Consider the following 23,964-nt stretch of genomic DNA (forward strand, 5'->3'; position numbering starts at 1 on the left):
GCTGCGTCAGCGGTGTTGCCAGGTGAATTCGAGGGTGGCCTCCAAGCGCTGGCCCGAGGCGAGTTCATGGGTGCCGGTTTGGGCCCAGCTGTCGCGGGGCTGGTTGAACGCGTCAGCCAGATGCGACACCGGCTCCAGGCACAGGTAAGGGCTGCCGACCGGGGCGAAGGCAACGAAGTGATTCAGCACCTGCGAGGCTTGAAGGTGCACATGGCCATTGGGGTAATCGATTTGCAGCTGGCCATCCCAGCGCGACTGATACTGCGCGAGAGGCTCGCCGGCATCCGCGTTGATCGACCAGTCCCTGGCACCCTCCTGGTACGCGCCAGTAGCCATGTACTCCCCGTCGATCTGCCATTCGCGCCCGGTGCGGTAATGCACGCGCATGCCAGGGTGGCGCTGGAAATACGGGTGCAGCCCGAGGCCGCCAGGCATGGGCGTCTGCCCCAGGTTTATCAGTACCAGGGTGATGCGCAGGCGTGCGCCGTCGAATGCGAAGTGCTGTTCGGCGCGAAACGCCCAGGGCCAGTGCTCGCCTTGATAGTCGCAAGCGATGCTCAAGTGATCGCTGCCTGAGGTCACCACTTGCCAAGGCTGGGTGTGGGTCACCCCATGCAAGGTATGGGGCCAAGCAGCCGGATGCGCAGGAAGCGCGTGTTCGGTGCCGGCGAACTGCAACCGCGCATTGCGGATGCGGTTGGAGTACGGCATCAGCGGATAGGCGCCGGCCCGTGGCCAGTCCAGTGGGTCGAACTGGCTGGCGTTGATCGGCAGCAGGATGTCCAGTCCCTCGGCATTTAGATGGGCGATACGCCCGCCCCAGGCCGGCAGCACGCCCAGCGACCAGGTGGCATTGCTCAGAACCACGGTGTGCATAGAACCTCCAATGCCATTTTTCAGGCATGCACGGCCCCTGCCGCCGTGCCGAGGCACGGCGGTGAAGCGGTAAAGGGTCGGCTAGCGGCGGAAGCGCTCGGCCACTTGCAGGTCGATGTCCAAGCCTAAACCTGGGCCCTGAGGGATCTGCAACTGGTTGCCCTGGCGCAGTTGCTCCACCGGGTACAACCAGCCAGCCGGCTCGACGAACAGGTATTCCACCTGCGGCACCCGCCGCTGTACCGCGGCCAGGTGCAGGGTGGCGACCAGGCCCGGGCCGAAGTATGGGCAGTGCGGCAGAATCACCGCCTCATGCTGCTCGGCCAGGCGGTCGATGCGCAGGCATTCGGAAATACCGCCGACTTTGGTCACGCTCGGTTGGATAGAGTCCACTGCAGCAGTCACCAGGGCCTGCTCGAACTGCACGGCGGTGCACCAGTTTTCCCCGGCAGAAATATCCACGCCCTGCCCGCGCAGGCTGCCCAGGGCAGTGAAGTCCTCGGGCGGAAAGATCGGCTCTTCCAGCCAGGCCAGCTTCAGCTCTGCCAGCGCCGGCAGCCAGTCGCGGGTACCCTGCACGGTCCAGGAACAGTTGACGTCAGTGGACAGCGGCACGTCATCGCCAATGGCACGTCGGCAAGCGCCGATGTCATGCAGGGTGGCCTCATGCAGCTTGATGTCGCTGAACCCCTGTTCCAGCGCTTTTTCGCAGGTGGCCGGGGCCACCTGGTCATCGCCGTAACGCACCAGGCTGGCGTAGGCCGGTACCTGTTCGCGATAGGCCTGGCCGAGCAGGCGGTGCAACGGCAGGCGTTGCCGGCGGGCGGCCAGGTCCCACAGGGCGATGTCGAGGCCGGAAACGGCGAACATCGTCACGCCGTAGCGGCCGAACAGGTGCAGGCGTTGCTGCAGCTCCAGGTTCAACGCCGGAATATCCGTGACCTCGCGGCCCACCACTTGGGGCGCCACCAGCCGGTCGATCAGGGCCTTGGTCGCGTCGGCGACGAAGTAGCCGAACGCCTCGCCCCAGCCAACGTTACCCAGCTCGTCTTCGACGCGCACCAGCACGTTCTCCAGTGTGCGCCAGACCGAAGGCGTGCCGCCCAACCCGCGACCGCCGTCGTGGAAGGGGATTTCGACGATCTGGGTATCGATACGGACGATCTTCATGCTTGCTCCAGAACGCTGGCCAGGGCCACACCGGCATAGGCGCCGCCGACATGGTCACGGCCGGAGCCGACCGGGGCCATAGCGTCATAGGTGAGGAAGTTGTCGGCCAGGTGCTCGGCCGCATTGTCCTGCGGCCGGTAGCCCAGGGCGCGGGCGCGGCTGTTGTGGAAGAGCGCCTGGGGACATTCTGACACGCCGTAGACGATCTCATGGCGCACCTCGGGGTGCTCCAGGCCGATCAGCACCAGCTGAGCCAGGTCGCGGGCGCTGGTCCACAGGCGCAGGCGACGGGCATCGGCGACCTTGGCGTCGGCGTTGCCGATGCGCACGATGAACGTGGCCAGCTCGCTGCGCTGGGAGAAGGTGGCGCAGGCCGCTTCGCCGAACACCTTGCTCAACGCGTAATAGCTGTCCGGTGCCACCGGGTGGTCATCGAACTGTTCGGCAGCCTGTGTGTGGTACTGCCCTAGCACATGGTGGCTGCTGGCGAACACGAAACGCCGCGCCCCGGCGCGCTGGGCCGCTTCGAGCAGGTACAAGGTGGCATGGTAGTTGGGCTCTACCGTGGCCTGGAACTGGATATCGGTACCGTGGGCACAGGCCAGGTGCAGCACCGCGTCGACACCCTCGCAGGCCTGGCGGACGAAAGCCGGGTCGGTCAGGTCGCCGACCAGGGCGGTTTCATTGGCCGCCAGCTCGCTGACCGGTCGGCGATCCAGCAGGCGCAGGTTGAAGCGCTCGCGCAAGTAGGGGCGCAGGGCGGTTCCGACGATTCCGGCGGCGCCGGTGACTAGAAGCGTAGGCATGGTGTATTCCCGTAAAACGTGGGTAGCAGTCATTTCAAGCGGCAGCGATGACGTTGGCTTGCCGAGCCGGCTTCTGGCCGACGAACAAGGCCACGATCAGCGCACCAACGATGCCAAGCAGGGCAGCCAGACCAAAGCCGCTGCTGTAGGTGCCGGTGGACTGGATGATGAAGCCGGTCACGGTCGGCGCAACGATACCGGACAGGTTGGCCAGGCCATGCATGAAGCCGCCGGCAGTACCTACCTGATGGTCCGGCACGGCATCTTGGATCAGCGACCAGTAGGCTGGCGCGGTAAGCATCAGGAAGCCAATGGCCACGGTCATCACCACCACGGTGCTGGTCACGCTTTCTACCTGGCCGGTCAGGCCGATGCACACCGCAGCCACCAGCAGGCAGCTGACTAGCACCACTTTGCGCGAGAACATTTGCTTGCCGGTGCGCTTGTACACCCAGTCGATCAGCAGCCCGCCACAGATGAAGCCGACGGTACCCACCAGCCACGGCAGTGCGGTGACGATGCTCATGGCCTTAAGGTCGATGCCCTTGGCCTCGATCAGGTAGCTGGGGAACCACGTCATGAAGAAGTACAGGATATAGTTGTAACAGAACAGCGAAACGCCAGTGACCAGCACCGAACGCTGCAGGATAATCTGCAGCACCGGAGTACGCGGCGCGTCTGCGACGGCAGTGACCGGGGCCTCACGACCTTCGTTGATCAGCGCCAGCTCTTCGGCCGACACCTGCGGGTGCTCTTTGGGAGTAGAGGCCGCCAGGCGATACCAGGCGATGGCCCACAGCACGCCGATCACCGCGATCACTACGAAAGCCACGCGCCAGCCCAGCCACAGGGCGAGAAAGCCCACGATCGGGCCCGCCAAGGCGCCGCCCAGCGGGCCGCCAGCCTGGTTGATGCCGATGGCGCGGGCGCGCTCCTTGATCGGGAACCAGCTGTTGACGGTCTTGTTGGCGGTGGTCGACACCGGGCCTTCGCCGACACCGAACAGAGCGCGCACAATCAGCAGTGACCAGAAGTTGAAAGCCAGTGCGGTGGAGCCGCATAGCACCGACCAGAAGCTCATCGACCAGGTCAGTACACGCTTTGGACCGAAACGGTCAGCCAGGTAGCCACCGACGAAGCAAAACAGCGCATAGCCAAAGAAGAAGCTGCTGAAGATCATGCCCTTCTCGGCGGGCGTGAGGTGATACTCCTGAGTAATGAACGGCATGGCGATCGACAGGGCAGCCCGATCCACATAGTTGATGATCATGGCCAGGAACAACATGGTCAGGATCGTCCAGCGATAATTCTTTTTCTTGTTCATGTACGACTCCGCCCGGCACCTGTGATGCCGGATCTTTTTTGTTATAACGCCTGGCCCCCGCAGAGGGCCAGGTGCCTCTGGGGTCAATCAGACGCTGTAATCCACCGCCACCCACTCGAAGTACTGCTTGAGGTCGGCGACCAGGGCCTGGTGCGCCGGATGTGGCAGGTAACGCTGTACCGCGTCGGCGTCGTCGAAGCTGGACTCGAGGATGTAGTCCCAGCAGATCGGCCGATCCAGTTCGTTGGCCGCGACACGCCAGTCGCGGATGAAGTCGATTTCTTCGGTGAGGTTGCGCATCTGCGCCACCAGCACCGATTCCAGTTCAGGCTGCGCCTCGACGCCCGGCAGGCGGCGGAACAGCACGATATGTCGCATCATCGCCCTGCCCTCCTCAGCCCAGTGCCCAGGCCGGTGCATCCTGCAGCGCAACCGGGCGCAGGAAGCGCTCGATGGCGGCAAAGCCGACCGAGGTGGATTGTGGCGCGGTGGACGACGGCCATGGCCCGCCGTGCTGCTGGGCGTGGCACACGGCAACGCCGGTCGGCACGCCGCTGAACAGTACGCGCCCGGACACTCGCTGGGCCGCGCGCAGCAACTGGCGGTTATCGGCGTTGTCGGCGTCCAGGCCCCACAAAGTAGTGGTCAGGGTACCGCCGATGGCTTCGAGCACTTCGGCCGCCTGGGCCACGGAACGCGCGGTGACGATCAGCGCCGCCGGGCCGAACATTTCTTCACGCAGGTGAGCGTTGGCAATGAACGATGCCGCATCGCTGGCGAACAGCCGTGGCGCCGGGCCAGCCCCATCGGCCTGCGGGGCGAACACCGCTGTGGCATTGGCAGCTACCGTGGCAGCTGCCGCCTCGAAGCCTTGCTGCATGCCCGGGGTGAGCATACGGTGCGTGGCAATCGGCGCAATGGCCTCGGCCAACTGGGCGACGAAACGCTGACTGTGGGGTGAGTCGAGCAGCACGATCACGCCGGGACTGGTACAGAACTGGCCGCAACCCAGGGTGATCGAGCCCGCCAGGGTCCTGGCCAAGGCTTCGCTGTCTTTTTCCAGCACGGCTGGCAAGGCCACCAGCGGGTTGATCGAACCCAGCTCGCCGAAGAACGGCACCGGGCGCTCACGGTCATTGGCGGCCAGCCATAGGGCTTTGCCGCCCTGGTAGGAGCCGGTGAAGGCCACGGCAGCGATTGATGGGTGCTGGACCAGGTAGGTACCCGCGGCACGATTGGGCGCTTCGGCCAGGGTCAGCAGGCCTGCCGGCAGGCCCTGGGCGTGGACCACGCCAGCGGCCAAGGCAAAAACAGCGCGCGACAGTTCCGGGTGGCCGGAGTGCGGCTTGATCACCACTGGGCAACCGGCCGCCAAGGCCGACGCAGTATCACCGCCCAGTACCGAGAAGGCGAACGGGAAGTTGCTGGCCGAGAACATCGCCACCGGGCCCAGCGGGCGCTGCACGCGGGTCAGGCGCGGACGGCCGGCAGGTGGCGCACCGGCAATGGCTTCATCATCGACCTGACGGTATGGCACACCGGCTTCCACTTCGTTGGCGAAACCTCGCAGTTGGAAGGCAGTGCGGGCCACTTCACCGTTCAGGCGGGCTTCACCGAGGCCGCTTTCGCGGTCGGCGATGGCGACCAGCTCAGCCTGCTGCTGTTCCAGGGCATCGGCCAGGCCGCGCAGCAGGGTGGCGCGCTGGGTGGCGGTGGAATCGGCCCAGAAGTCGGCGGCGGTGGCCGCTTGGGCGACGACTGCGTCGATGGCGGCGAAATTCGGGTTTTGCGGGGTGGTCATGGGGAGCTCCTTCAACAATTGCGGTGTGGCCATTCGCGGGACAAGCCCGCTCCCACAGGAACAGCACAGGGCTCAGCAGCGGTGCAGTACTTGTAGGAGCGGGATTGCCCGCGAAGAGGCCAGTGGCCTTAACGCGCCTTCGGCTCCAGGTGATACCCACGGCCGACATAGTCGAAATCGACCAGCTCGTTGATCACCACGTCCTTGTCGGCCGGCGAGGCGTAATAGGCGCGAATCTCCTTGATCAAGCCGCTCTGCTCGTCGAACACGTACCACTCGTCACCACGCAGGGCCGTGCCGAGTTTGCTCTTCCAGTGCGTCCACTCGATCACCGCTTCGTTGCTGTCGTGGCTGACCAGGATCTTCTCGATGGTCCACTGCGAGCCCAGGTTTTCCACACACCACACCCACTTACGGGCGATGGTGTCGGCGGTGCGCCACGGAATTTCAGGCAACCCCGAGGGGAAGTAATGCACCGCGTCCGGGGTGAAGCAGGACACCAGCTTGTCGTAGTCGCCTTCATTGCAGGCGTCGAAGTAGCGGCGGATCAGTTGTGCATGCTTGTGCTCGGCCATGGCTCAGCCCTCCTCGCGATCGATGATCGACGCGATGGCCGGGCGGCCGGCGGCGACCCAGGCGTGGTAGTCGGACACCGACGCCGGGCTCGGCGGGTACACGCCCCACAGCGGCTCGCCTGCGGCAATGCGCATGGCCAGGTAGCTTTCGATGTCATCCTGCACACTGCACACCTCGGCCAACTCTTCAGCCAGGTGCGCAGGAACCACGGTCAGGCCGTCGGCGTCACCGACAATGATGTCGCCCGGGTACACGGCCACGCCGGCGCAACCGATCGGCACCTGCAGGTCAGCCACGTGGTGATAGGAAATACGCGTGGTCGCGGTAATCTCGCGGGCATAGGCCGGCAGGCGCATGGCGGCGATCTCGCTGCCATCGCGCAGCGCGCCATCGGTGACGATGGCTTTAGCGCCACGGGCCAGCAGGCGGGTCACCAGGATGTTGCCGGCCGACGCGGCGGCCGGGTCGTTGCGGCTGTCGATCACCAGAACGTCGCCCGGCTGGATCTGCTCCACACCCACCCATTGCAGGTTGTCGTCGTTGGGTTTGGTGGTCATGGTCGAGTAGGTGTCGATGTCTTCACGGGCGGGGATGAAGCGCATGGTGAAGGCTCGCCCGGCGAACGGCTTGGCATCACGGCACATGGCGCGCAGGCCGACCAGCGCAGGCTGACGGAAGCCGCGCTTGAACAGCTGGGTGGTCAGCGAACCGCTGCTGCAGGTGGCGAGCTTGGCCAGTACTTCGTCGCTGACGACGACCTGTTTGCCAGAGACGCTCTCATGGGCATCGGCGTAGTTGTGGATGACGGACATTGTTGTAGGTTCTCCTCGCGGGTTCATCCGATGGGCGGCCAGGGCAAATTCCCAACATATGGAACATGCGTTCACTGAATGCCCTGCTGAGGCCGATTCTATGGCGCAAAGCCGGAATAAAAAGGGGCAGAATGGGTGCTCAGACAGTCGAGTTCCAACAGATGGGAATCAAACAATGAAAGTAGGTGAAGGCACCGCCGCGCTCGAAAAGGCCCTGGACGTGCTCCAGGCCATTGGCGCAACCGCCACCGGCATCAGCCAGGCCGAGCTGGCCGAGCAGGTGCCGCTGCCGCGCACCACGCTGTACCGCATCATTGCCACCCTGGTGGAGCGCGGCATGATTCGCCGCGACCCGACACGCAAGGTCTACCGTCTGGGCTTCAACTACCTGGAGATGGTCCGCAATGCCTACCTGGAACCAGACCTGGTGGCCGCCGCCAGCGCCGAGCTGCGTGCCCTGCGCGACCTCACCGGCGAAACCTCCTACCTGGCGGTGCTCGACGGCAATCAGGTGCTCTCGCTGGAACGTTGCGACGGCGCCCACACCCAGCGCTCGGCCGCAAGCCTCGGCCAGGGCAAGCCGGTGTACTGCACCGGCCAGGGCAAGGCGATCCTCTCCGCGCTCTCCCCTTCGGCCCGTGACGAGATCCTCAAGGGCCTGGTGCTGGCACCGCTGACGCCGCTGACCATCACCGACCGCCGCCGGCTGCTGGCCGAATTGCAGATTACCCAAGTGCGCGGCTACGCCCTTGATGACGAGGAAATTCGCCTGGGCATCCGCTGCGTCGCCGCGCCGATCGTCGACAAGCAGGGCTTGGTTCGCGGCGCCCTGAGCGTGGCCGGGCCGGCCTACCGTTTGACACTGGAGCGCCTGACCCTGCTCGGCCCGGAACTGGCTGACGCGGCGCGCCGGGTCGGTGAGCAACTGCGCCCGGACACCACCCCGCGTGCCACCAGCGAGCTCAGCGTGCTGCCTGGCCCCTGGGCGTTTCACGGCGCGTTCCCGCGCTGGCACGCCGGCCAGCGCATGCTGTACTGGGCCGACACCCTGGCGCCGGCCATCCATTGCTGGGACGGCCGCAGCAGCCGCCTGCTGACCCGCCTCGACTTCCCGGTACGCGGCATGGAGCTTCACCCAGACGGCCTGCTGGTGGCCCAGGCCGGCGGCTGGTCACTGATCGACTGGGATGGCAAAGAACACCCGCGCCAGGATCTGCTCGGCAGCCGCCTGCTGGCCTTGGCCATGCATCCATCCGGCACCTTGTGGGCGTGTGCCAAAAGTGGCAATGGCTGTTTGATCGGCGAACTCAGCGCCGAGGGCGAACTGCGTCATGGCTGGTCGTTGCCGGAGCCGGTCAGTGCGTTTCGCTGGGATGCCAAGGGCAAAGCAGTCTATGCCCTGGCGCCGGAAGCGGGAGATATCCTGCTGATGCAGCCGGGCAGCAGCAGCGTGCGCCGGCTGGCCTCGCTGCCGCGTGGCGGTGGCAGCTTGGGCGGGTTGGCGCTGGATGGTGAAGGAGGTGTCTGGACCACGCAGCTGGACGGCTGGAGCCTGGCGCGCTTCGATGCCGAGGGCAATCTGGACCAGATGATCGGACTGCCGGTGCCGAGCCCGACCGATCTGTGCTTTGGTGGGGAAGATGGCACCCTCCTGTTCATCACCAGTGCTCGCCATGCATTGCAACTGGAAACCTTGGCCAGCGCGCCGAATTCAGGATGCCTTATGCAAATGCAGACTTGAGCTTCAACGACCGCACGTGTCGACCAAACACAGACTCGATACCATGGCGATACACTGAGGCCCAATATGCACCACCTCGACAGCTGTCAGAAATCGCCATTCCCGATCGCGCATCCTGCTGGGGTACCGAGGGTACTTGTGGGGGTACATTTATGATCTTTCGAACTTGAAATGCCGCCCTAGAACCCTGTCCAAATGTTCTTCAGCGATCCTGACAGCCTCTGAGCACGATCCCCAACACCTCATCGCGCAAATGGCCCAGGCGCTATGGAATGCCTTGGGCAACACCCCAGTATGGATGGCGTCGCTGACGTAGCCGATGCACAGCCAACCTGTGAACATGAGTTATTCCGGTCAGTAAAATTCAATCACTTGAGATTCAATTTTTGCGTCAGGCATCACCTGCCGGAGTCCGCTGCTCAGCTCGGCACCGGCAGCGATCAGGGCCTCCATCGGCATATCAGGAAGACTTTCGAGAATGAACCACATCCGCTTTGTGTTTGAATCCAGTCGGGTTCGGGTACCCTGGCGCCAGTTCCACCGGCGGCAGGTCACGCCGTGATCATCTCGCCATATGACCTCGCCTTTTTCGGGAGACTCGTTTGCTGCATTGCCATCTTTGGTTGTCTCAAACAGCTCCGTGCCATCGGCGATGGTCAACCGTGGAACACCGAAGTAAGCATCATAATTTTCTCCGCCAACGGGGATGGCGTACTTGATGCTGATTGCGTTGTACAGATCAACAATGGGGTCGATGCTGGGAAGGCTCCCATCTCGCAGGACACGTTTTCGTAAAGCTTCGGCTGAACACGGGGTGCGCTGTGGTTTCGCGCCGAAAAGCCTGAACGTATTGGCCCACGCAGCCATATGACGCTCGGCCCAAACCGGGGAGTCAGCGATTAGCGACTTGCACGCCTTTTCAAGGGACTCGGCAGAAACCTGAGGGTGCTCAATCACCGAGGCCTCCACACATATGCTCAGCGCTCGAAAACCTGGAGCAATGTCAGCTATTTGAGGGTCAAGGATTGGGGTGACAAACGACATGCTGGCCTCCACGGCGACTAACGCTGAATGTTTCTCATGGTGTAGCTACCCCATGCCGTGCCAAAGATAGTGAGAGTGTGGGCGAGCGATTTCAGCTTGTATTTCAAGGTTACTTTCTCTGCAGCGAGTGGATAGATACAGTTAGTTTTAACCAGCTCGCGTCATTAGATCTAATGATTTGCCATCATGCAGCATAAGAAATCCTTATAGAGCTTGAGATGAACCGATATGGCTCGAACGCGCGGGTTAGATTGGAGGAGAAAACTCGGGGGCGGGACGATGTACGCCCTTTACTTAGAAGGTTCTGCTGTCCGAGATTTGGCCCGTTTGATTCCTGCTTTCCTGGAGGGCGGCTAACCAAGCTTCGTGTACGGGACGTAGGCATTTGTCGTGGGGACTTTTAAGTGCTGCTGCCGTTAACGATGCGGCTCAGAGCTTCAAATCAATAGAGACCTTCACCCTGTCCATGGCAACGGATGCCCATCGTGCATAGACTGCATCAGCGCCGTGGGCAGCATGGCGCCGCCCACGAGGACAAACACGCGCTGACCGCTGACTGGGCCAGGTGCAGGCGCACCGCGGCGCGCGTGACGTGCTGCTCGACAAACACAGCGTCCAGCACCACCAGCAGGTTCAGGTCTAGTCCATGGAGGCGCTCGCAGTAGCCTCATCGTTTGCCCGAGAGCCACCCTCCTCCAGCCATACGTTTCCCGAAACGTCGACCATTACTGTGAGTGCTTGCAGTGACTGGCCCTGGCAGGGGCCGAGCACGCAGAAGCCGTTGTCGGGCTGAAACAGCGCGCCATGAGCAAAGCATACAATGTGCCTGCCATCGCCAGACATAAAGCGATCCTTGCGATACTGCATGGCCACGTCCAGGTGCGGACACAGGTTTCGATAGACACGCACCTGGCCACGCCAGCGCAACGCAAGCACAGTGTCCCGCCCCTGGTCCCAGGGGTCGAATCCACGGGCAAGGCCTTCCTCCAATTGGTCGTTGTGGCAAAGCAATGTCAGATGCTGGGGCACAGAGACCTCGATAACTCATGGGGGAGCGCGTAAACAGCGGAACAGTCGCCACGGCCAGCCGTTTCAGATCGGTTCGGCGGTCAGCTTGAGCATTGCCTTGGTCAGTCCGATGCGATCGAACGTCGCGTCGCGAGCCATTTCTCTCTCCCCGGCCATGATCGAGTTCTCGCTGATGTACTTGCAGCGCTCGAAGCGGCGCGTCATGAAACGTTGAAGGCGCTCTTGTACCGAACCATTGGCGCACAGCTCCAGGCTAAGAACCAGTGCGTCTTCGATTGCCATCCCGGCGCCCTGCCCCAGATGCGGCGTGGTTGCATGAGCCGCGTCGCCAATCAGCAGAACACGACCTTTGAACCAAGGTCCGTTGACGAACACCACTTCCATGGGTTTGTAGACTACCTGGCTGCTGTCGGTAATCTGCTCGCGCAGTTCGCCCACCAAGCCCTCGATCTTACTGATGCGGTCACGCATCAGTTCGGCCAATTGTGCCGGTTCATAGCGGGGGTTACCCGGCTCGTGGGAGGTGGAGAACATGTACATCAGGTCGTGGGACAGCGGTACCAGGCCGGCGTTGCCCTCAGCGCCGACATAGCTCGCCAGATGATCAATGGAAGGATGTCGAGGAAAGTTGTAGCGCCACACGGCCTGCCCAGTGAAACGCGGCTTGTAGGTGTCGCCAAAGAGCATGCCGCGAACCTTCGAGTAGACGCCGTCGGCCCCCACAACCAAGTCGTAGCGAGCAGCGCTGCCATCGGTGAAGCTCACATCCACGCCGGCCGCGTCTTGTTGGAAGGATTCTACCGACAAGCCAAGGCGTACCTGCGTGCCAAGCTCGATCGCAGTGGTGCTCAGCACCTGGTGCAGAGACAGGCGCGAAATACCAACGTTGGCGGGATACTCCGGGCCGGCCAGGCGCTGGCCTGGGATGCGTACCAGGGCATTGCCCTGCAGATCGTAGATGCCAACGTCCTCGAAGGCGTAGGCCGCTTCGAGGTAGCCTTCGAGCACCCCGAGGCGGGCCATCTCTCGCACAACGTTGCTCTGCTGAATGATGCCGACGCCATAGACGGTCCACTCGGACTTGATTTCCACCAGGTCCACCGCGACGCCCTGACGGCGCAATGCGATGGCCGCGCAGAGGCCACCAATCCCGCCGCCGACTACGAGTACCTTGCTGATATCGCTGCTCATGGATTAATCCTTGTTTTTGTTGTGGTAGCGCAGGGTCGATCGCGAGCGTGACAACCCGAGCATTAACAGTGTTTTGACCGGGACCACGCCAGCGTGGCTGGGTAGCACAACAACAGAGAGGCCCTTAGGAGCACAGGCTAGGAAGGCAGGAACAATTTGACTAATCGTTAGTCGGGATGCAGGGTATCGCGAAAATAAATACAAAAAGAGATGCCCGAGATGCGTTTTAAACACCTGGATTTGAACCTCCTGGTGGCGCTGGATGTACTGCTCGAAGAGCAGAACATCACCCGTGCCGCCACCCGCCTGCACATGACCCAATCGGCCACCAGCGGTGTGCTCGGACGCCTGCGGACCTACTTCGAAGATGACCTGCTGGTACAGGTGGGTCGCAAGATGATGCCCACCCCGCTGGCAAAGGAATTGGAATTGCCGGTTCGCGACGTGCTGCTGAAAATCCAGACCTCCATCACCGCCAAACCGGTGCACGATATCTCCGGGAGTAAACGTCACTTCCGCATCATGGCCTCGGACTACCTGATCAGCGTGCTTTTCGCCGAGGCGATACGCGAGATCAACCACGAAGCCCCGAACATCACCTTCGAACTCATCAGCCCCGGCCAGACCGCCAAGGAAATGCTCATGCGTGGCGAAGTGGACCTGATGATCGCGCCAGAGCACTTCATCGTTAAGGAGCACCCCTCACAGCTCTTGTTCGACGAACAGCACGTCTGCGTAGTGTGCGCCGAGAACCACAGCATCGGCGAGCGCCTGACACTGGAACGCTACCTTGAGCTGGGGCATGTCGGCGTCGCCTTCGGGCGCAGCCGCACGCCCGGTATTGAGGAGTGGTTCATGAGCCAGTACGGCTGCAAACGCCGCGTGGAAGTCATCACCCACGACTTCAACACCTTGGCGCAACTGGTCATCGGCACCCAACGCATCGCCACCATGCACAGCCGCCTGGCGCGGCTCTATGCACGCAACCTGCCGCTGCGCATCCTGCCGCCGCCGGTGGAGCTGCCGGCCATGCAGGAATACATGAGTTGGCACCGCAGCCTGGATCGTGACCCCATGCTGCGCTGGCTGCGCGAAAAGCTGACAGAGATGGTCAACCGCCCAGAGTCTGGCGTTACCGCTTGAGCCCCTCGGCATCCGGGATCCCGCTGCGGAACCATCCCGGATGCGCCAACCAATCGATACTGGCGATGCGTGCCTTAAGCGTTCGCCATGCCTGCCGTCACGGCGGCACGCCAGGTATCTCGCAATCCGATAGCTGGCATCCGAACAAGCGATTTGTCCAATCCTTTGGCCCATGCGAGGTTGCGCAAGCTGCCCCAAGGGGCGGCCGACGCCCGCGCCACTGGCTGATGCGGGAGCGTTCACACCGGGTTGCCCGACTTGAGCCGTGCCGATCTGCGAACAGCGCCTCGGGCGATAGCCCTGGCTATGCAGGGTCGATGGCGGCCAGGACCAGCAGAAGGAAAAACAACAATATGTTCCGCTATTTTCCCACCAACTACGTTTGGAACCTCTCGGTAAACCTCGCTATCGAGATGGGCGCGCGCATCGGTGAAATCGTCGAAATGTGCGAACCGCTTCAGGAAGCCGCCAAGCAACCTGATGCCGCCGGAACCCGCGCCTTTCGAGAAGCCTGGTCGAAGACGGCCGACAAACTCTGTGACCTGGCCCGCGAGGACGAAGAGAAAGGCCACCTGCTTTCGGCCGGCGAAAAGTACAACCGTGCCGCAACGTACTACCTCACAGGTGAACGCCTGCAAGCTCACGGCGCCCCAGGTCGCATGGAGCTTTACCAACGCTTCCTCGACACCTTCGCCCGCGGCATCGCGCTCTCTGGCGAGAACTGCGAGCGGGTCGAGATCCCCTACGAGGGCAAAGTCATTTCCGGGCTATTCATCCGTGCCGAAGGCGTGCAGGGCCCGGCGCCTCTACTGCTGCAACTCAACGGCTTGGATTCCACGAAAGAAATGAAATACCGGGTTGGCCTGCCGGCCTGGCTCGCCAAGCGGGGCGTGTCATCGCTGGTGATCGACCAACCGGGCACCGGCGAAGCACTGCGCCTGCACGACCTGAAAGCCCGTTATGACGCCGAGCATTGGGGCAGCCGCGTGTTCGACTGGCTGGAAACCCGTGAGGATGTGGACCCCAAGCGCATCGGCTGCGAAGGCGTGTCGCTGGGCGGCTACTACTGCCCACGCGTAGTGGCTTTCGAGCCGCGGTTTGCCTGTGGCGTGGTGTGGGGCGCTAACCACGATTGGCGCGACGTGCAAAAGCGCCGCCTGGAACGCGAAGGTAGCTTCCCGGTGCCGCACTACTGGGAGCACGTGCGCTGGGTCTGGGGCGGCAAGAACATCGACGAATTCATGACCATCGCCGAAAACGTCCACCTGGACGGCGTGGTGGAGCGGATCAAGGTGCCGTTCCTGGTCACCCATGGCGAACAGGATTCACAGATCCCGCTCAAATGGGCCCACCGCACCTACGAACAACTGGTCAATAGCCCCAAGCGCGAACTGAAGATTTTCACCCCGCGCGAAGGCGGTGTGCAGCACTCCAGCTTCGATAACTCCATTAACGCCGGCCAGTACATCGCCGACTGGGTCGCCGAAAACCTCGGTGGTCGTACCGCCTGATAGACAAGAAGAGAAACCGACCATGAAGATCATCGGACCTGATTACCTTGTGTTCGGCGTCGACAACGTCGACGCCTGCGTGCAGTACCTCACCGACTACGGTTTGAAGCCGGCCAAGCTGGACGACGCCGGCGGCTACCTCGAGGCCCTGGACGGCACCGGCATTGAAATTCGCCACCGCGACGATCCACGCCTGCCCAAAGCCATGGAGACCGCGAACACACTGCGCGAAACCGTTTACGGCGTCGCCGACGAAGCCACCCTGCAGGCCATCGAGGCGGAACTCTCCAAGGACCGCACCGTAGTGCGTGGGGAAGACGGCGTTTTGCGCGTGGTAGACGACATGGGCTTCGCCCTGGGTTTTCGCATCACCCTGCGCCGCCCGTTGGCAATGCCCGGCGAAATAAGCAACGCCCCCGGCGCAGAGCTGGGCCGCGCGATCAACTCGCTGGGTGCCAGCGGCGACATGCCGGCTTTGCCTCGCAGCCTGTCGCATGTTGTCTATTTCGTGCCTGACCACGCCAAGGCAGAAGCGTTCTACACCCGCCTGGGTTTTGTCTGCACCGATCGCTTCGTCGACACCGGGCCCTTCCTGCGCCCGGCTGGCACCCAGGACCACCACACCCTGTTCTTGATCCAGACGCCGCCGTTCATGAAGGGTATCGAACACTTTACCTTCCACATGGGCGGCCCAACCGAGGTGATGATTGCCGGCACCCGCTTCGTCAAGAAAGGCTATGAGTCGTTCTGGGGTCCAGGGCGTCACCAGCTGGGGTCCAACTGGTTCTGGTACTTCAACAGCCCCATGGGCTGCCACGTGGAATACGACGCCGACATGGACCTGCATGACGAGCGCTGGACCGCGCGGGTTGCAGCGCCCGGTGCCGATAACTCGCAGTACTTCCTCTTCCACTACCAGGAAAAATGGGCCCCTGGCGGCCCGCCACCCAAACATTGAGGTTCGCCGGCTCCACGGACGCTAACACGCCGTGAGCGGGTCGCCCCGATCCCCTGGGGCGACCCGCTCTTCGTTTTCCGGCAAGCGGTTGGCGAGGCGTCATTCAGACTGCTTGTAACACCCTACCGCCACCAGCCGATTGCCAGTCTTGCGCAGTAGCGCATATTTGTCCTCTACCTTGCCGGTGACAGGGTTTTCCACCGGTAAGCGTATCCGCCCTCCTTACGATTTTTCATAAGCGCCAGGATTGGCTCACCCACCGGCTTGCCGTCCGGGGCTCGCACCTGGGTGAATTCCACGTCCAGTAGACGCAAGTTGTAGCCGTGAGCGACATAGCGCTGGATATCGAGGTTAATGACAAAGACGGCCTGCTGCAGCAGGCGCCGGGCATTGTGCTCTTGATCAGCCTTTGCAGTATTGGAAACGATCGGGTGCGCGCACGCGCCTCAGAGCATGGGAAGCAAGCGCATGGATTCACTCCGAGTGGATCAAGGTTGTTGCCGGGATGCGTCGAATGGTGCGAAAGCCCACATGAGAGGTCGCCAGGTCCGCATCCTGGCGCTCACGTGCCGCCGTGCGATAGCGGGCGCAATAGGACGCGGCGCAAAGATAGGAGCCACCCTTGATGACGTGGGGACGCGACGGTCCAAGCGCGCTACGCAATTGGCTCGGATCGCCATTGGCGTGGCTGATCAGCGGCCTCCACTGGGCATCTGCCGTCCATTCCCAGACGTTGCCGATCATGTCGAACAGCCCAGAGGCGTTGGCGGCAAAGCAACCCACCGGAGCAACGCCTGCGAAACCGTCCTCGGCTGCGTCATGCACGGGGAACACACCCTGCCAGTAATTTGCGGCGGGCTGGCCGTTGCTGTCGCGTGGTTCCTCGCCGAGACGTTGCGAGGGGTCAACACCCCGCGCTGCATATTCCCACTCGGCCTCGCTGGGAAGGTCGTTGCCGCGCCACTGTGCGTAGGCCTGGGCGTCGGCCAGGGTGACCAAGGTCACTGGGTACTGGTCCAGGTTGGCCAACGGCCCGTCCGGACCCAATGGATGGCGCCAGTCAGCACCCCTTACGTAACGCCACCAAGGCAACGCCGACCCGTCACTGGCCGTGTCCAGTGGTACGTGGAACAACGCGGCGCCACCGGAGCGCTCAGCCTCGGTGATGTAATGGGTAGCCTCGACAAACGCGCCGAACTGCGCGCGGGTAACTTCAGTGCGATCGATCCAAAAGTCGCCGACCTGCACTGCGGCGAACGGTCGTTCATCCGGATAACCCCCATCAGTGCCGGGGGTGAAGCGCCCGCCGCTGACGCGGACCATCCCGGCCAGCGGGTCGTTGCCCCAACCCGCCGGCAAGCCACCGTAGGCCTCGCAGCCGGCGACATTGCCCAAGGGCAGGCTGGCGGGCGGCCGCGCAGCGACCGCCGCCAGGGCCAGCACACTCAATCCACCCACGACGAAGAGCTGGCGCCTCATGGAGCCTTGGCCAGAGGCGGTGCGACCACACCTACCCGGCGGGCGTAGTCCTGCCAAGCCTGCTGCAAGCGTTGCGTGGTTTCCGGCTGGCTGGCGGAGAGGTCGTGCTGCTCGCCGCGATCGTGTGACAGGTCGAACAACTGCCAACGCAACGGTGGCTGGGGCTGGCCCGGCATGCTCCAGGGCACCAGGCCAAGGAGTTTCAGGTTACCTTCGCGGTAGTAGCGACTGCCAAACAGCTCACCGGCCATTACCGGCTGAGCCCGGCCTTTGCCTTCGAGCATCGGCAGCATGGAACGGCCGGTGATGGGATGCTTGGGCTGGCCCTGGTACTGGTCACCCGGGTCCGGCAGCCCCGCCAGGGCGAGGAAGGTCGGCGCTAGGTCATCCACCCGTGCCACGCCACGCTCCAACCCTTGGCGACGCAAGCTGGCCGGCAATTGTACGATGGCCGGCACGCTGATACCGCCTTCGGCGGTGCTGCCCTTGAACAGCCGCAGTGGCGCCGCGCTCACCTCCGCCCAGCGCAGCCCGTAGTCAACCTGCGACCCGCGTCGGCCGAGATTCTCCAGGCGATTGTCGGTATTCGGCCCGGCGGGGTAGTACTGCTCGTGGCGTTCGCCAGCGGGGCCGTTGTCGGACATGAAAACGATCAAGGTGTTGTCCATCTGGCCACTGGTCTGCAGGTAATCCAGCAGGCGACCAACGTTATGGTCGAGGTTGTCCACCATCGCGGCGTAGATCTCCATCTTGCGCGCCTCGATACGCTTGCGCTGGGGGTCCAGTTGGTCCCAGCCAGGCAACTGCGGGGTGACCGGGAGCGGCGCGGCGCTCTGGAAGTCGGTAGGCAGCAGGCCTTTTTCTTTCATGCGCTCGATTCGCGCCTGGCGAACCGCGTCGTAGCCGCCGTCGTAGCGACCGCGGTATTTATCCAGGTAATCCTGCGGTGCCTGCAACGGCCAGTGTGGCGAGGTGTAAGCCGCATACGCGAAGAAGGGTTTGCCACTGCCCTGCCCTGCCTTAAGGTACGCCAGCAACTTGTCGGTATAGAAGTCCGTGGAATAGAAGTCGTCCGGCAGCTCCACTGGCTTGCCATTCTCACGGTAAGAGAGTTGTTCGATCTTTGCGGTTGAGCCAGGGGCAGGCTTGAAGTGCACCCCACCCCCTTCGAGCAGGGTGAAAGACTGCTCGAAGCCACGACGGTCCGGGCCCTGTTCCGGGGCCAGCCCCAAGTGCCACTTGCCGACCATGGCGGTACGGTAACCACCATCGCGCAACAGACCGGCGATGGAGTGCGCCTGTTGGTTGAGGTATCCCTCATAGCCTGGCTTGCCTCGCTGGAATGGCTGCAGCCCTTCGGCCATGGTACCCAGCCCGGCCAGGTGGTTGTCGGTGCCGGACATCAGCATGGATCGGGTCGGCGAACAGGTCGGCGCAGCGTACATGTTGGTCAGTTGCAGACCACTGGCCGCCAGGTGATCGAGACTCGGTGTGGCGATTTCACCACCGAAGGCGCCGAGGTCGGAGTAGCCCAGGTCATCGGCCACGATCAGCAATATATTGGGGCGCTCGGCCGCGCCGGCGATCACTGGCGCAAAGCACGCCAAGACCGCCAACAGTATGCGCAATCGCATGGGGAGTTGCTCCTGTTCTTATTCTTCGAAGATGGCCACGGCGCGGACGAAGCCGGCCGAGGCATGCTTGATCTTGTAAGGGAAGCAAGACACCAAAAAGCCGCTGGCCGGCAGGCTGTCAAGGTTGGCCAGTTTCTCCATCTGGCCGTAGCCGATATCGCGCCCGGCCTTGTGGCCTTCCCAGATGATTGACGCATCGCCACTTTCGGCGAAACGTTCGCGGGTGTACTTGAATGGCGCGTCCCAGCTCCAGGCGTCGGTACCGACGACTCGCACGCCGCGCTCCAGCAGGTAGAGACTGGCTTCACGGCCCATGCCGACGCCTGCTTCCAGATACCCCGGCTCGCCGAACAGGCTGCCGGCACGAGTATTCACCAACACGATGTCCAGCGGCTGCAACTCATGGCCGATACGCGAAAGCTCAGCGTGCACCTCGGCGCCAGTCACCACATGGCCATCGGGCAGGTGGCGAAAGTCCAGCTTCACTCCCGCTTGCAGGCACCACTCCAGCGGCAGTTCATCAATACCGAACGCCGGCTTGCCGCCGTCGGTGGTAGATGCGTAGTGCCAAGGCGCATCCATGTGGGTGCCGCTGTGGGTGGTGATCGACAGGCGCTCTGCTGCCCACGACTCGTGCCCCGGCATCTGGTCCAGGGACAGGCCTGGGAACATCGCGGCCATTTCTGGCCAACCCTGCTGGTGGTCCATGTAGTCGATCTTGGGCAACAGCGGCGGCGGGTCGGTGTAGGGGTTGTTGTCCAGTGTTACCGAGAGGTCGACGAGGCGGCGTTTACGTGCAAGGGTCATGGCAGCAGGTCTCAAAGGGCTTGTAATGACGCGCGCGCATGGCGCGGGCGTTGGCTCAGGCTAAGGGCGTTACGCACCAGGGTTTGGGCAGAGCCATCGTGATGAAATCCCAGGGCTCGCGATTGCGGGGTACGCATGGGCGGATAGCGGCCGAACAACGCTTCCAGGTCCGCGTGCGGCTGGTAGCTCACCAAGGCTCGACGGTCGTCGCCGAACGCCTCGGCCAGGGCTTCGACCACTTGGTCCATGGCCAGGTGCAGCACTGGCAACTGCCACACCCGCTGAGGGCCGGGGTCTTGCAGTTCGGCAGCATGCAGCAGGTTGTCGACGCAGCAACGCGCCGACATCCACCAGGCGGTGGCCTGCGGCGACACCGGGCAACAATAGTTTTCTCCGGCGGCAAGGGCGTGCATCAGGTCGCTCATGAAGGCCGAACGCAAGCCATTGGGCTCGCGGGGCCTGGCAACGATGCCCGGGAGCCGCAATGCGCGGCCGTCTACCTCGCCTCGGCGGGCGAGGTCATTGAGCTGGGTTTCCACCATGACCTTGTGCGCGCCGTAAGACAGCGCCGGACGCGGCATCCACTGCTCGTCCATGCGTGCCGGTAGTTGCGCGCCGTACACGGCCACGCTGCTGGCGTAGATCAGCACCGGTGGCCGCGCAGCGTTGCGCAATTGCTCGAGCAGTTCCAGGGTCGCCAGTAGGTTCACCTGCTGGCCCAAGGCGTAATGCTCCTCGGCTGCCCCGCCGGGGATGCTCACCAGGTGGAACACGACATCCACGCCATCGGCCAGGGAGCGGCGTAACAGGGTCGGCTGTGTGATGCTGCCAGCGAGCAAGCGCAGGCGCGGATCGGAAGGTAAACCCTCCAGTCGATGATCCAGTAACACCAGCGCTTCCAACGGCTGGCCGCGCAGTTGGCCCTTGTCCAACAGTCGTTGTACCAGCAAGCGTCCAAGGAAACCGGCAGCTCCGGTAATCATCACGCGCATGGCGGGGCTGCCTGGACTACCTGCTGATCGATCGCACCGAACAGCGGCGAACCATCCGTGTTGCGAGCCTCCATGTGAATGCGGTGACCGAATTGCAGAAAGCCGGTGCGTGGCGCGCCATGTTCGATCATTTCAATGGCGCGGCGCTCGGAAATACACGCCGACCCTACGCTGCGGTCGGCATTGGAAACGGTGCCCGAGCCAATCACGCTACCGGCGCCAAGGCGACGGGTCAGCGCGGCATGGGCGATCAACTGGTGGAAACCGAAGTGCATGGCGCCGCCATGCGGGTGGCCAAACCACTGGCCGTTCCACTCCACTTTCAGCGGCAGGTGCACGCGACCGTCGTGCCAGGCATCTCCCAGCTCGTCTGGGGTAACTGCGACTGGGGCGAAGCTGGAGGAGGATTTGGCCTGGACGAAGCCGAAGCCGGTCTTCATCTCCCGTGGTGCCAACGCCCGCAGGCTGACGTCGTTGACCTGCAGTACCAGGCGAATATGCTTCAGTGCCTGTTCGGCCGTGCAGCCCATGGGCACCTCGTCCACCAGCACAGCGAACTCGCCTTCGAAGTCGATGCCATGGGCCTCGCTGGGCAGTGCAATGTCCTGTTGCGGGCCAAGGAAGTCGTCGCCAGCGCCCTGGTACATCAGCGGGGTGGACTCTACGCCTTCGATGGGCGCAAGGTTGAACGCGCGCTGCATCAGCTCGCCGTGGCTGAGGAAGCACGAGCCGTCCAGCCATTGCCAGGCACGCGGCAGCGGTGCCATCACGCGGTTGGGATCGAAGTCGAAGGCGCCAGCGAGTTCACCTTTGTTAAGGGCAACGTAGCGGCCGCGCAAGTCGGCCTCCACGTTCGGCCAGTCATCCACGGCCGCTTGCAACGTGGGGGCAATATCGGCGGCGTCCACCGCACGGCTCAAGTCCCTGGAAACCAGAAGCAGGCGGCCGTCGCGGCTGCCGTCGTCGAGTGTGGCAAGCTTCATTGCAGCATCTCCTTGAGTTCGGGGGCGTAGCGGCCGTCAAGCAGGATGAAGACCATCCGCGCCATGTCCTCGGTGCGGTTGCTCCAGGCATGGTTGGTGCCGCGCTGGATCACGATGTCGCCGCGCTTGAGGTGGACTTCCTCGCCGTCGAGCACCAGCCACACTTCACCCTCGGTGACGAGGCCGTAGTCGAGGGTTTCGGTGCGGTGCATCAGCTTGTGCCTGGAGTCCGCCTTGCCAGTGCCTGCATGGGCTTGGCCGATCTCGGCGAAGGCGGCAGCGGCCTCCTCGGCACTGACCTGGTTCTGCACGCTGTCCGGCGGGATATCCACAACACGGATAACGCTGCCCAGGGCGCCGGGGGACAGTTGCAGGGGCTTGTCAGTTGGGTCGGCGCCATTGTCCAGCAGCGCCGGGCTGATGCTGGTGTTCCAGACCTCATAGAACAAGGTGCCAGGCACCGCCTTGAGCGGGAAGTTGTTAGGCGTAGGGCCGGCCAGGGTGACCACGGCGCGGCCCTCGTTGTCGTGGCCGGTGACCACGCGCTGGAATGGGGGAAGTGCTTGCATGAAAACTCCTTTCAATCAATTGCCATCACGAGGGGCCATCGTCGACGATCGTGTTCTGTGCGGTGATAAACCGGCTGCTTAGAGAATGCGGCAGCCTTGCTCGAGAGACAGGCGCGGCCCGGACGGGCGCAGACCCGAATCGTCGCCGTATCCCAGACTGCAGAAGAAGGCGGCATCTACCTCGGCGTTTTGGTCGAGAGCGGCGTTTTCCAGGGATTGGGGCATGGCTACCTCTAGATGTGATCAGGCGTGCTGGTAGCACCAGCGCCGCGCGAACGGAAACACTTCGCCAGCACCACGCAAGCGAGCGCCAGCAGCAACTGGGCGACAGCAACCACGGTCAGGGCGCCAGGCAATTGGGCGACCACGCCGCCATTGAGGCCCAGCACCACCAGGGGGCTGATGAACTCACCGGCGAATAGGGCTGCGGTGAAGCCTCCGGTGGCGCGGCCGCGCTGGGTGAAATCGACCTGTCTCATCACCCAGGTGATCAGGGTCGGCAGCATCAATCCGATGCCCAGGCCATTGATCAGCACCGCCACCACCACCAGCGCTGGGTTGTCGGTGGTGGCCATTAGCAACCCACCACCCCCGGCTGTGGCGAAAGCCAGCAACAGCAGGTGTTGCCGGCGCTGGCCGTTGAGTAGGCGGAAGCTCAGTGCACCGGTCAGCACGCCGAGCTGGTTGGCACCCATGGTCATGCCGATCTGCTGGGGCGAATCGACGTGCAGCAAGGTGAGCAGGAAGCCAGCTTGCACCGGCACGATGAACAGGCTGATGCCCGCCAATACGGTGAGCAGGTACAACGGTACGAGCCTGCGCCACGGGAAGTATTCAGCCTTGCCAGACGATGCCGCGGCGTTAGCGACCTTCGGCTCCCAGAGCAGCATTGCCATCACCGGCACGAGCAGCAGGCCTGCGCCGTAGAGCACGAAAGGCAGACGCCAGTCGTTTTGCCCAAGTGCGCCGCCCAAGGCGATGAACACTGCTGCCGAAACCGAAGTGGCGACCATCTGCAGGGCGAACAGGCGCTCGCGGCGCCCGCCCTGGTAGTAGTCACCCATCAGCGTCGTGCAGCAGGTCATGATGCCGGCCTCCGCCAGGCCCAGGCCGGCGCGACTGATGACAATTCCCAGCAGCGACTCAAGCCACAGCGGCAGTAGCCCGCAGAGGCTGTAAAGCACCATCGAGGCCAGCAACAGCGGCTTGCGCCCCAGGCGGTCGGCGATGACACCGGCAAACGGCGCCAGCAGCGCGATCACCAACGCCGGAATAGTCAGGCTGATGGGCACCAGCACTTCGGCGCCGGGTGTATCGGCAAAATGCGCCTGCATGCGCGGCAGTACCGGTGCCAGCAACACCGCGCCCAGCACCGGCAAACAGCTGCCAAACAGCAGCAATAACGATTGCGGCAAACCCGCCTGGCGCTCAGTACTCATTGCCGTGCGCCTCCTTGGCCGTGCGTAGGTCGCGTGGCAGTGCGAGCCCGAATGTTTGCAAAGTCTCGATCAGTGGCGT

23 protein-coding genes and 2 pseudogenes are annotated in these 23,964 nt (G+C 63.3%); 4 read left to right on the top strand and 21 right to left on the bottom strand.

Going from position 1 to position 23,964, the window contains the following annotated elements; translation table 11 throughout:
- Positions 1–6 precede the first annotated feature (6 nt).
- The 8 genes from OIU19_RS01625 to OIU19_RS01660 all read right to left on the bottom strand — a co-directional run bounded on the left by OIU19_RS01625 (position 7) and on the right by OIU19_RS01660 (position 7,365).
- Positions 7–876, bottom strand: coding sequence for an aldose 1-epimerase (locus tag OIU19_RS01625; RefSeq protein ID WP_264232900.1), 870 nt, complete (start codon positions 874–876; stop codon positions 7–9).
- An 81-nt stretch (positions 877–957) separates the two neighbouring features.
- On the bottom strand, positions 958–2,046 hold the full coding sequence (locus OIU19_RS01630) for a mandelate racemase/muconate lactonizing enzyme family protein (protein WP_264232902.1): 1,089 nt from the start codon (positions 2,044–2,046) through the stop codon (positions 958–960).
- The gene (locus OIU19_RS01635; protein WP_264232904.1) at positions 2,043–2,852 is read right to left on the bottom strand and encodes an NAD(P)-dependent oxidoreductase; all 810 of its coding nucleotides are present in this window, start codon (positions 2,850–2,852) and stop codon (positions 2,043–2,045) included. Before OIU19_RS01635 ends, OIU19_RS01630 begins: the two co-directional genes overlap by 4 nt.
- A gap of 34 nt (positions 2,853–2,886) precedes the next feature.
- Positions 2,887–4,176, bottom strand: a complete 1,290-nt coding sequence (locus OIU19_RS01640; protein ID WP_264232906.1) for an MFS transporter — start codon at positions 4,174–4,176, stop codon at positions 2,887–2,889.
- 87 nt (positions 4,177–4,263) lie between these two features.
- Positions 4,264–4,557: a Dabb family protein gene (locus OIU19_RS01645; RefSeq protein ID WP_264232907.1), complete on the bottom strand. Its 294-nt coding sequence runs from the start codon at positions 4,555–4,557 to the stop codon at positions 4,264–4,266.
- A gap of 13 nt (positions 4,558–4,570) precedes the next feature.
- Entirely contained in the window at positions 4,571–5,977 is a 1,407-nt protein-coding gene (locus OIU19_RS01650) for an aldehyde dehydrogenase (NADP(+)) (protein WP_264232909.1), read from the bottom strand.
- A gap of 128 nt (positions 5,978–6,105) precedes the next feature.
- Positions 6,106–6,552 carry a nuclear transport factor 2 family protein gene (locus OIU19_RS01655; protein ID WP_027608974.1) on the bottom strand — a complete coding sequence of 149 codons (447 nt, stop codon included), beginning with the start codon at positions 6,550–6,552 and terminating at the stop codon, positions 6,106–6,108.
- A gap of 3 nt (positions 6,553–6,555) precedes the next feature.
- Complete coding sequence (locus OIU19_RS01660; protein ID WP_264232912.1) at positions 6,556–7,365, bottom strand: ribonuclease activity regulator RraA; 810 nt, start codon at positions 7,363–7,365, stop codon at positions 6,556–6,558.
- 175 nt (positions 7,366–7,540) lie between these two features.
- On the opposite strand from OIU19_RS01660, the gene OIU19_RS01665 reads away from it, so the two are divergent.
- The gene (locus tag OIU19_RS01665; RefSeq protein ID WP_264232914.1) at positions 7,541–9,106 is read left to right on the top strand and encodes an IclR family transcriptional regulator C-terminal domain-containing protein; all 1,566 of its coding nucleotides are present in this window, start codon (positions 7,541–7,543) and stop codon (positions 9,104–9,106) included.
- A 354-nt stretch (positions 9,107–9,460) separates the two neighbouring features.
- On the opposite strand, the gene OIU19_RS01670 is transcribed toward OIU19_RS01665, so the two are convergent.
- The 4 genes and pseudogenes from OIU19_RS01670 to OIU19_RS01685 all read right to left on the bottom strand — a co-directional run bounded on the left by OIU19_RS01670 (position 9,461) and on the right by OIU19_RS01685 (position 12,370).
- The gene (locus OIU19_RS01670) at positions 9,461–10,150 is read right to left on the bottom strand and encodes a B3/4 domain-containing protein (protein ID WP_264232916.1); all 690 of its coding nucleotides are present in this window, start codon (positions 10,148–10,150) and stop codon (positions 9,461–9,463) included.
- Positions 10,151–10,682: 532 nt separating this feature from the next.
- A pseudogene (locus OIU19_RS01675) lies at positions 10,683–10,787 on the bottom strand (LysR family transcriptional regulator); the annotation flags it as partial.
- Between the two features lie 2 nt (positions 10,788–10,789).
- Positions 10,790–11,179, bottom strand: a complete 390-nt coding sequence (locus OIU19_RS01680; RefSeq protein ID WP_264232918.1) for a Rieske 2Fe-2S domain-containing protein — start codon at positions 11,177–11,179, stop codon at positions 10,790–10,792.
- 63 nt (positions 11,180–11,242) lie between these two features.
- A complete protein-coding gene (locus OIU19_RS01685; RefSeq protein WP_264232920.1) occupies positions 11,243–12,370 on the bottom strand; it encodes an FAD-dependent oxidoreductase in 1,128 nt (375 codons plus the stop codon).
- Positions 12,371–12,589: 219 nt separating this feature from the next.
- On the opposite strand from OIU19_RS01685, the gene OIU19_RS01690 reads away from it, so the two are divergent.
- From OIU19_RS01690 to OIU19_RS01700, 3 genes are all read left to right on the top strand, one after another.
- Positions 12,590–13,513 carry a LysR family transcriptional regulator gene (locus OIU19_RS01690; RefSeq protein ID WP_264232921.1) on the top strand — a complete coding sequence of 308 codons (924 nt, stop codon included), beginning with the start codon at positions 12,590–12,592 and terminating at the stop codon, positions 13,511–13,513.
- Positions 13,514–13,866: 353 nt separating this feature from the next.
- The gene (locus tag OIU19_RS01695; protein WP_264232923.1) at positions 13,867–15,024 is read left to right on the top strand and encodes a S9 family peptidase; all 1,158 of its coding nucleotides are present in this window, start codon (positions 13,867–13,869) and stop codon (positions 15,022–15,024) included.
- Positions 15,025–15,046: 22 nt separating this feature from the next.
- Entirely contained in the window at positions 15,047–15,982 is a 936-nt protein-coding gene (locus OIU19_RS01700; RefSeq protein ID WP_264232924.1) for a VOC family protein, read from the top strand.
- A 99-nt stretch (positions 15,983–16,081) separates the two neighbouring features.
- Here OIU19_RS01700 and OIU19_RS01705 read toward each other — a convergent pair.
- The 9 genes and pseudogenes from OIU19_RS01705 to OIU19_RS01745 all read right to left on the bottom strand — a co-directional run.
- Positions 16,082–16,347 (bottom strand): annotated as a pseudogene (locus OIU19_RS01705) (calcium channel protein); the annotation flags it as partial.
- Between the two features lie 109 nt (positions 16,348–16,456).
- A complete protein-coding gene (locus tag OIU19_RS01710) occupies positions 16,457–17,461 on the bottom strand; it encodes a formylglycine-generating enzyme family protein (RefSeq protein ID WP_264232926.1) in 1,005 nt (334 codons plus the stop codon).
- On the bottom strand, positions 17,458–19,095 hold the full coding sequence (locus OIU19_RS01715; protein WP_264232928.1) for an arylsulfatase: 1,638 nt from the start codon (positions 19,093–19,095) through the stop codon (positions 17,458–17,460). Before OIU19_RS01715 ends, OIU19_RS01710 begins: the two co-directional genes overlap by 4 nt.
- An 18-nt stretch (positions 19,096–19,113) precedes the next feature.
- A complete protein-coding gene (locus OIU19_RS01720; protein ID WP_264232930.1) occupies positions 19,114–19,902 on the bottom strand; it encodes a cyclase family protein in 789 nt (262 codons plus the stop codon).
- An 11-nt stretch (positions 19,903–19,913) separates the two neighbouring features.
- Positions 19,914–20,894, bottom strand: a complete 981-nt coding sequence (locus OIU19_RS01725; RefSeq protein WP_264232932.1) for an NAD-dependent epimerase/dehydratase family protein — start codon at positions 20,892–20,894, stop codon at positions 19,914–19,916.
- The gene (locus tag OIU19_RS01730; protein WP_264232935.1) at positions 20,885–21,877 is read right to left on the bottom strand and encodes a fumarylacetoacetate hydrolase family protein; all 993 of its coding nucleotides are present in this window, start codon (positions 21,875–21,877) and stop codon (positions 20,885–20,887) included. Before OIU19_RS01730 ends, OIU19_RS01725 begins: the two co-directional genes overlap by 10 nt.
- Entirely contained in the window at positions 21,874–22,446 is a 573-nt protein-coding gene (locus OIU19_RS01735; protein ID WP_264232937.1) for a cupin domain-containing protein, read from the bottom strand. The genes OIU19_RS01730 and OIU19_RS01735 overlap by 4 nt, the downstream gene beginning before the upstream one ends.
- Before the next feature lie 78 nt (positions 22,447–22,524).
- Complete coding sequence (locus tag OIU19_RS01740) at positions 22,525–22,671, bottom strand: hypothetical protein (RefSeq protein ID WP_264232939.1); 147 nt, start codon at positions 22,669–22,671, stop codon at positions 22,525–22,527.
- 8 nt (positions 22,672–22,679) lie between these two features.
- Positions 22,680–23,885 carry an MFS transporter gene (locus tag OIU19_RS01745; protein ID WP_264232941.1) on the bottom strand — a complete coding sequence of 402 codons (1,206 nt, stop codon included), beginning with the start codon at positions 23,883–23,885 and terminating at the stop codon, positions 22,680–22,682.
- Between the last annotated feature and the right edge of the window lie 79 nt (positions 23,886–23,964).

The sequence above is a fragment of the Pseudomonas sp. BT-42-2 genome (assembly GCF_025847435.2).
Lineage (GTDB): Bacteria > Pseudomonadota > Gammaproteobacteria > Pseudomonadales > Pseudomonadaceae > Aquipseudomonas > Aquipseudomonas urmiensis.

Excerpts from the sequence above, each read along its gene's own strand:
- OIU19_RS01735 (WP_264232937.1), bottom strand. The coding sequence starts at position 22,446 with ATGCAAGCACTTCCCCCATTCCAGCGCGTGGTCACCGGCCACGACAAC.
- OIU19_RS01655 (WP_027608974.1), bottom strand. The coding sequence starts at position 6,552 with ATGGCCGAGCACAAGCATGCACAACTGATCCGCCGCTACTTCGACGCC.
- OIU19_RS01685 (WP_264232920.1), bottom strand. The coding sequence starts at position 12,370 with ATGAGCAGCGATATCAGCAAGGTACTCGTAGTCGGCGGCGGGATTGGT.
- OIU19_RS01730 (WP_264232935.1), bottom strand. The coding sequence starts at position 21,877 with ATGAAGCTTGCCACACTCGACGACGGCAGCCGCGACGGCCGCCTGCTT.
- OIU19_RS01695 (WP_264232923.1), top strand. The coding sequence starts at position 13,867 with ATGTTCCGCTATTTTCCCACCAACTACGTTTGGAACCTCTCGGTAAAC.
- OIU19_RS01740 (WP_264232939.1), bottom strand. The coding sequence starts at position 22,671 with ATGCCCCAATCCCTGGAAAACGCCGCTCTCGACCAAAACGCCGAGGTA.
- OIU19_RS01720 (WP_264232930.1), bottom strand. The coding sequence starts at position 19,902 with ATGACCCTTGCACGTAAACGCCGCCTCGTCGACCTCTCGGTAACACTG.
- OIU19_RS01670 (WP_264232916.1), bottom strand. The coding sequence starts at position 10,150 with ATGTCGTTTGTCACCCCAATCCTTGACCCTCAAATAGCTGACATTGCT.
- OIU19_RS01700 (WP_264232924.1), top strand. The coding sequence starts at position 15,047 with ATGAAGATCATCGGACCTGATTACCTTGTGTTCGGCGTCGACAACGTC.
- OIU19_RS01690 (WP_264232921.1), top strand. The coding sequence starts at position 12,590 with ATGCGTTTTAAACACCTGGATTTGAACCTCCTGGTGGCGCTGGATGTA.
- OIU19_RS01710 (WP_264232926.1), bottom strand. The coding sequence starts at position 17,461 with ATGAGGCGCCAGCTCTTCGTCGTGGGTGGATTGAGTGTGCTGGCCCTG.
- OIU19_RS01745 (WP_264232941.1), bottom strand. The coding sequence starts at position 23,885 with ATGAGTACTGAGCGCCAGGCGGGTTTGCCGCAATCGTTATTGCTGCTG.
- OIU19_RS01650 (WP_264232909.1), bottom strand. The coding sequence starts at position 5,977 with ATGACCACCCCGCAAAACCCGAATTTCGCCGCCATCGACGCAGTCGTC.
- OIU19_RS01625 (WP_264232900.1), bottom strand. The coding sequence starts at position 876 with ATGCACACCGTGGTTCTGAGCAATGCCACCTGGTCGCTGGGCGTGCTG.
- OIU19_RS01725 (WP_264232932.1), bottom strand. The coding sequence starts at position 20,894 with ATGCGCGTGATGATTACCGGAGCTGCCGGTTTCCTTGGACGCTTGCTG.
- OIU19_RS01645 (WP_264232907.1), bottom strand. The coding sequence starts at position 4,557 with ATGATGCGACATATCGTGCTGTTCCGCCGCCTGCCGGGCGTCGAGGCG.
- OIU19_RS01630 (WP_264232902.1), bottom strand. The coding sequence starts at position 2,046 with ATGAAGATCGTCCGTATCGATACCCAGATCGTCGAAATCCCCTTCCAC.
- OIU19_RS01715 (WP_264232928.1), bottom strand. The coding sequence starts at position 19,095 with ATGCGATTGCGCATACTGTTGGCGGTCTTGGCGTGCTTTGCGCCAGTG.
- OIU19_RS01660 (WP_264232912.1), bottom strand. The coding sequence starts at position 7,365 with ATGTCCGTCATCCACAACTACGCCGATGCCCATGAGAGCGTCTCTGGC.
- OIU19_RS01640 (WP_264232906.1), bottom strand. The coding sequence starts at position 4,176 with ATGAACAAGAAAAAGAATTATCGCTGGACGATCCTGACCATGTTGTTC.
- OIU19_RS01665 (WP_264232914.1), top strand. The coding sequence starts at position 7,541 with ATGAAAGTAGGTGAAGGCACCGCCGCGCTCGAAAAGGCCCTGGACGTG.
- OIU19_RS01635 (WP_264232904.1), bottom strand. The coding sequence starts at position 2,852 with ATGCCTACGCTTCTAGTCACCGGCGCCGCCGGAATCGTCGGAACCGCC.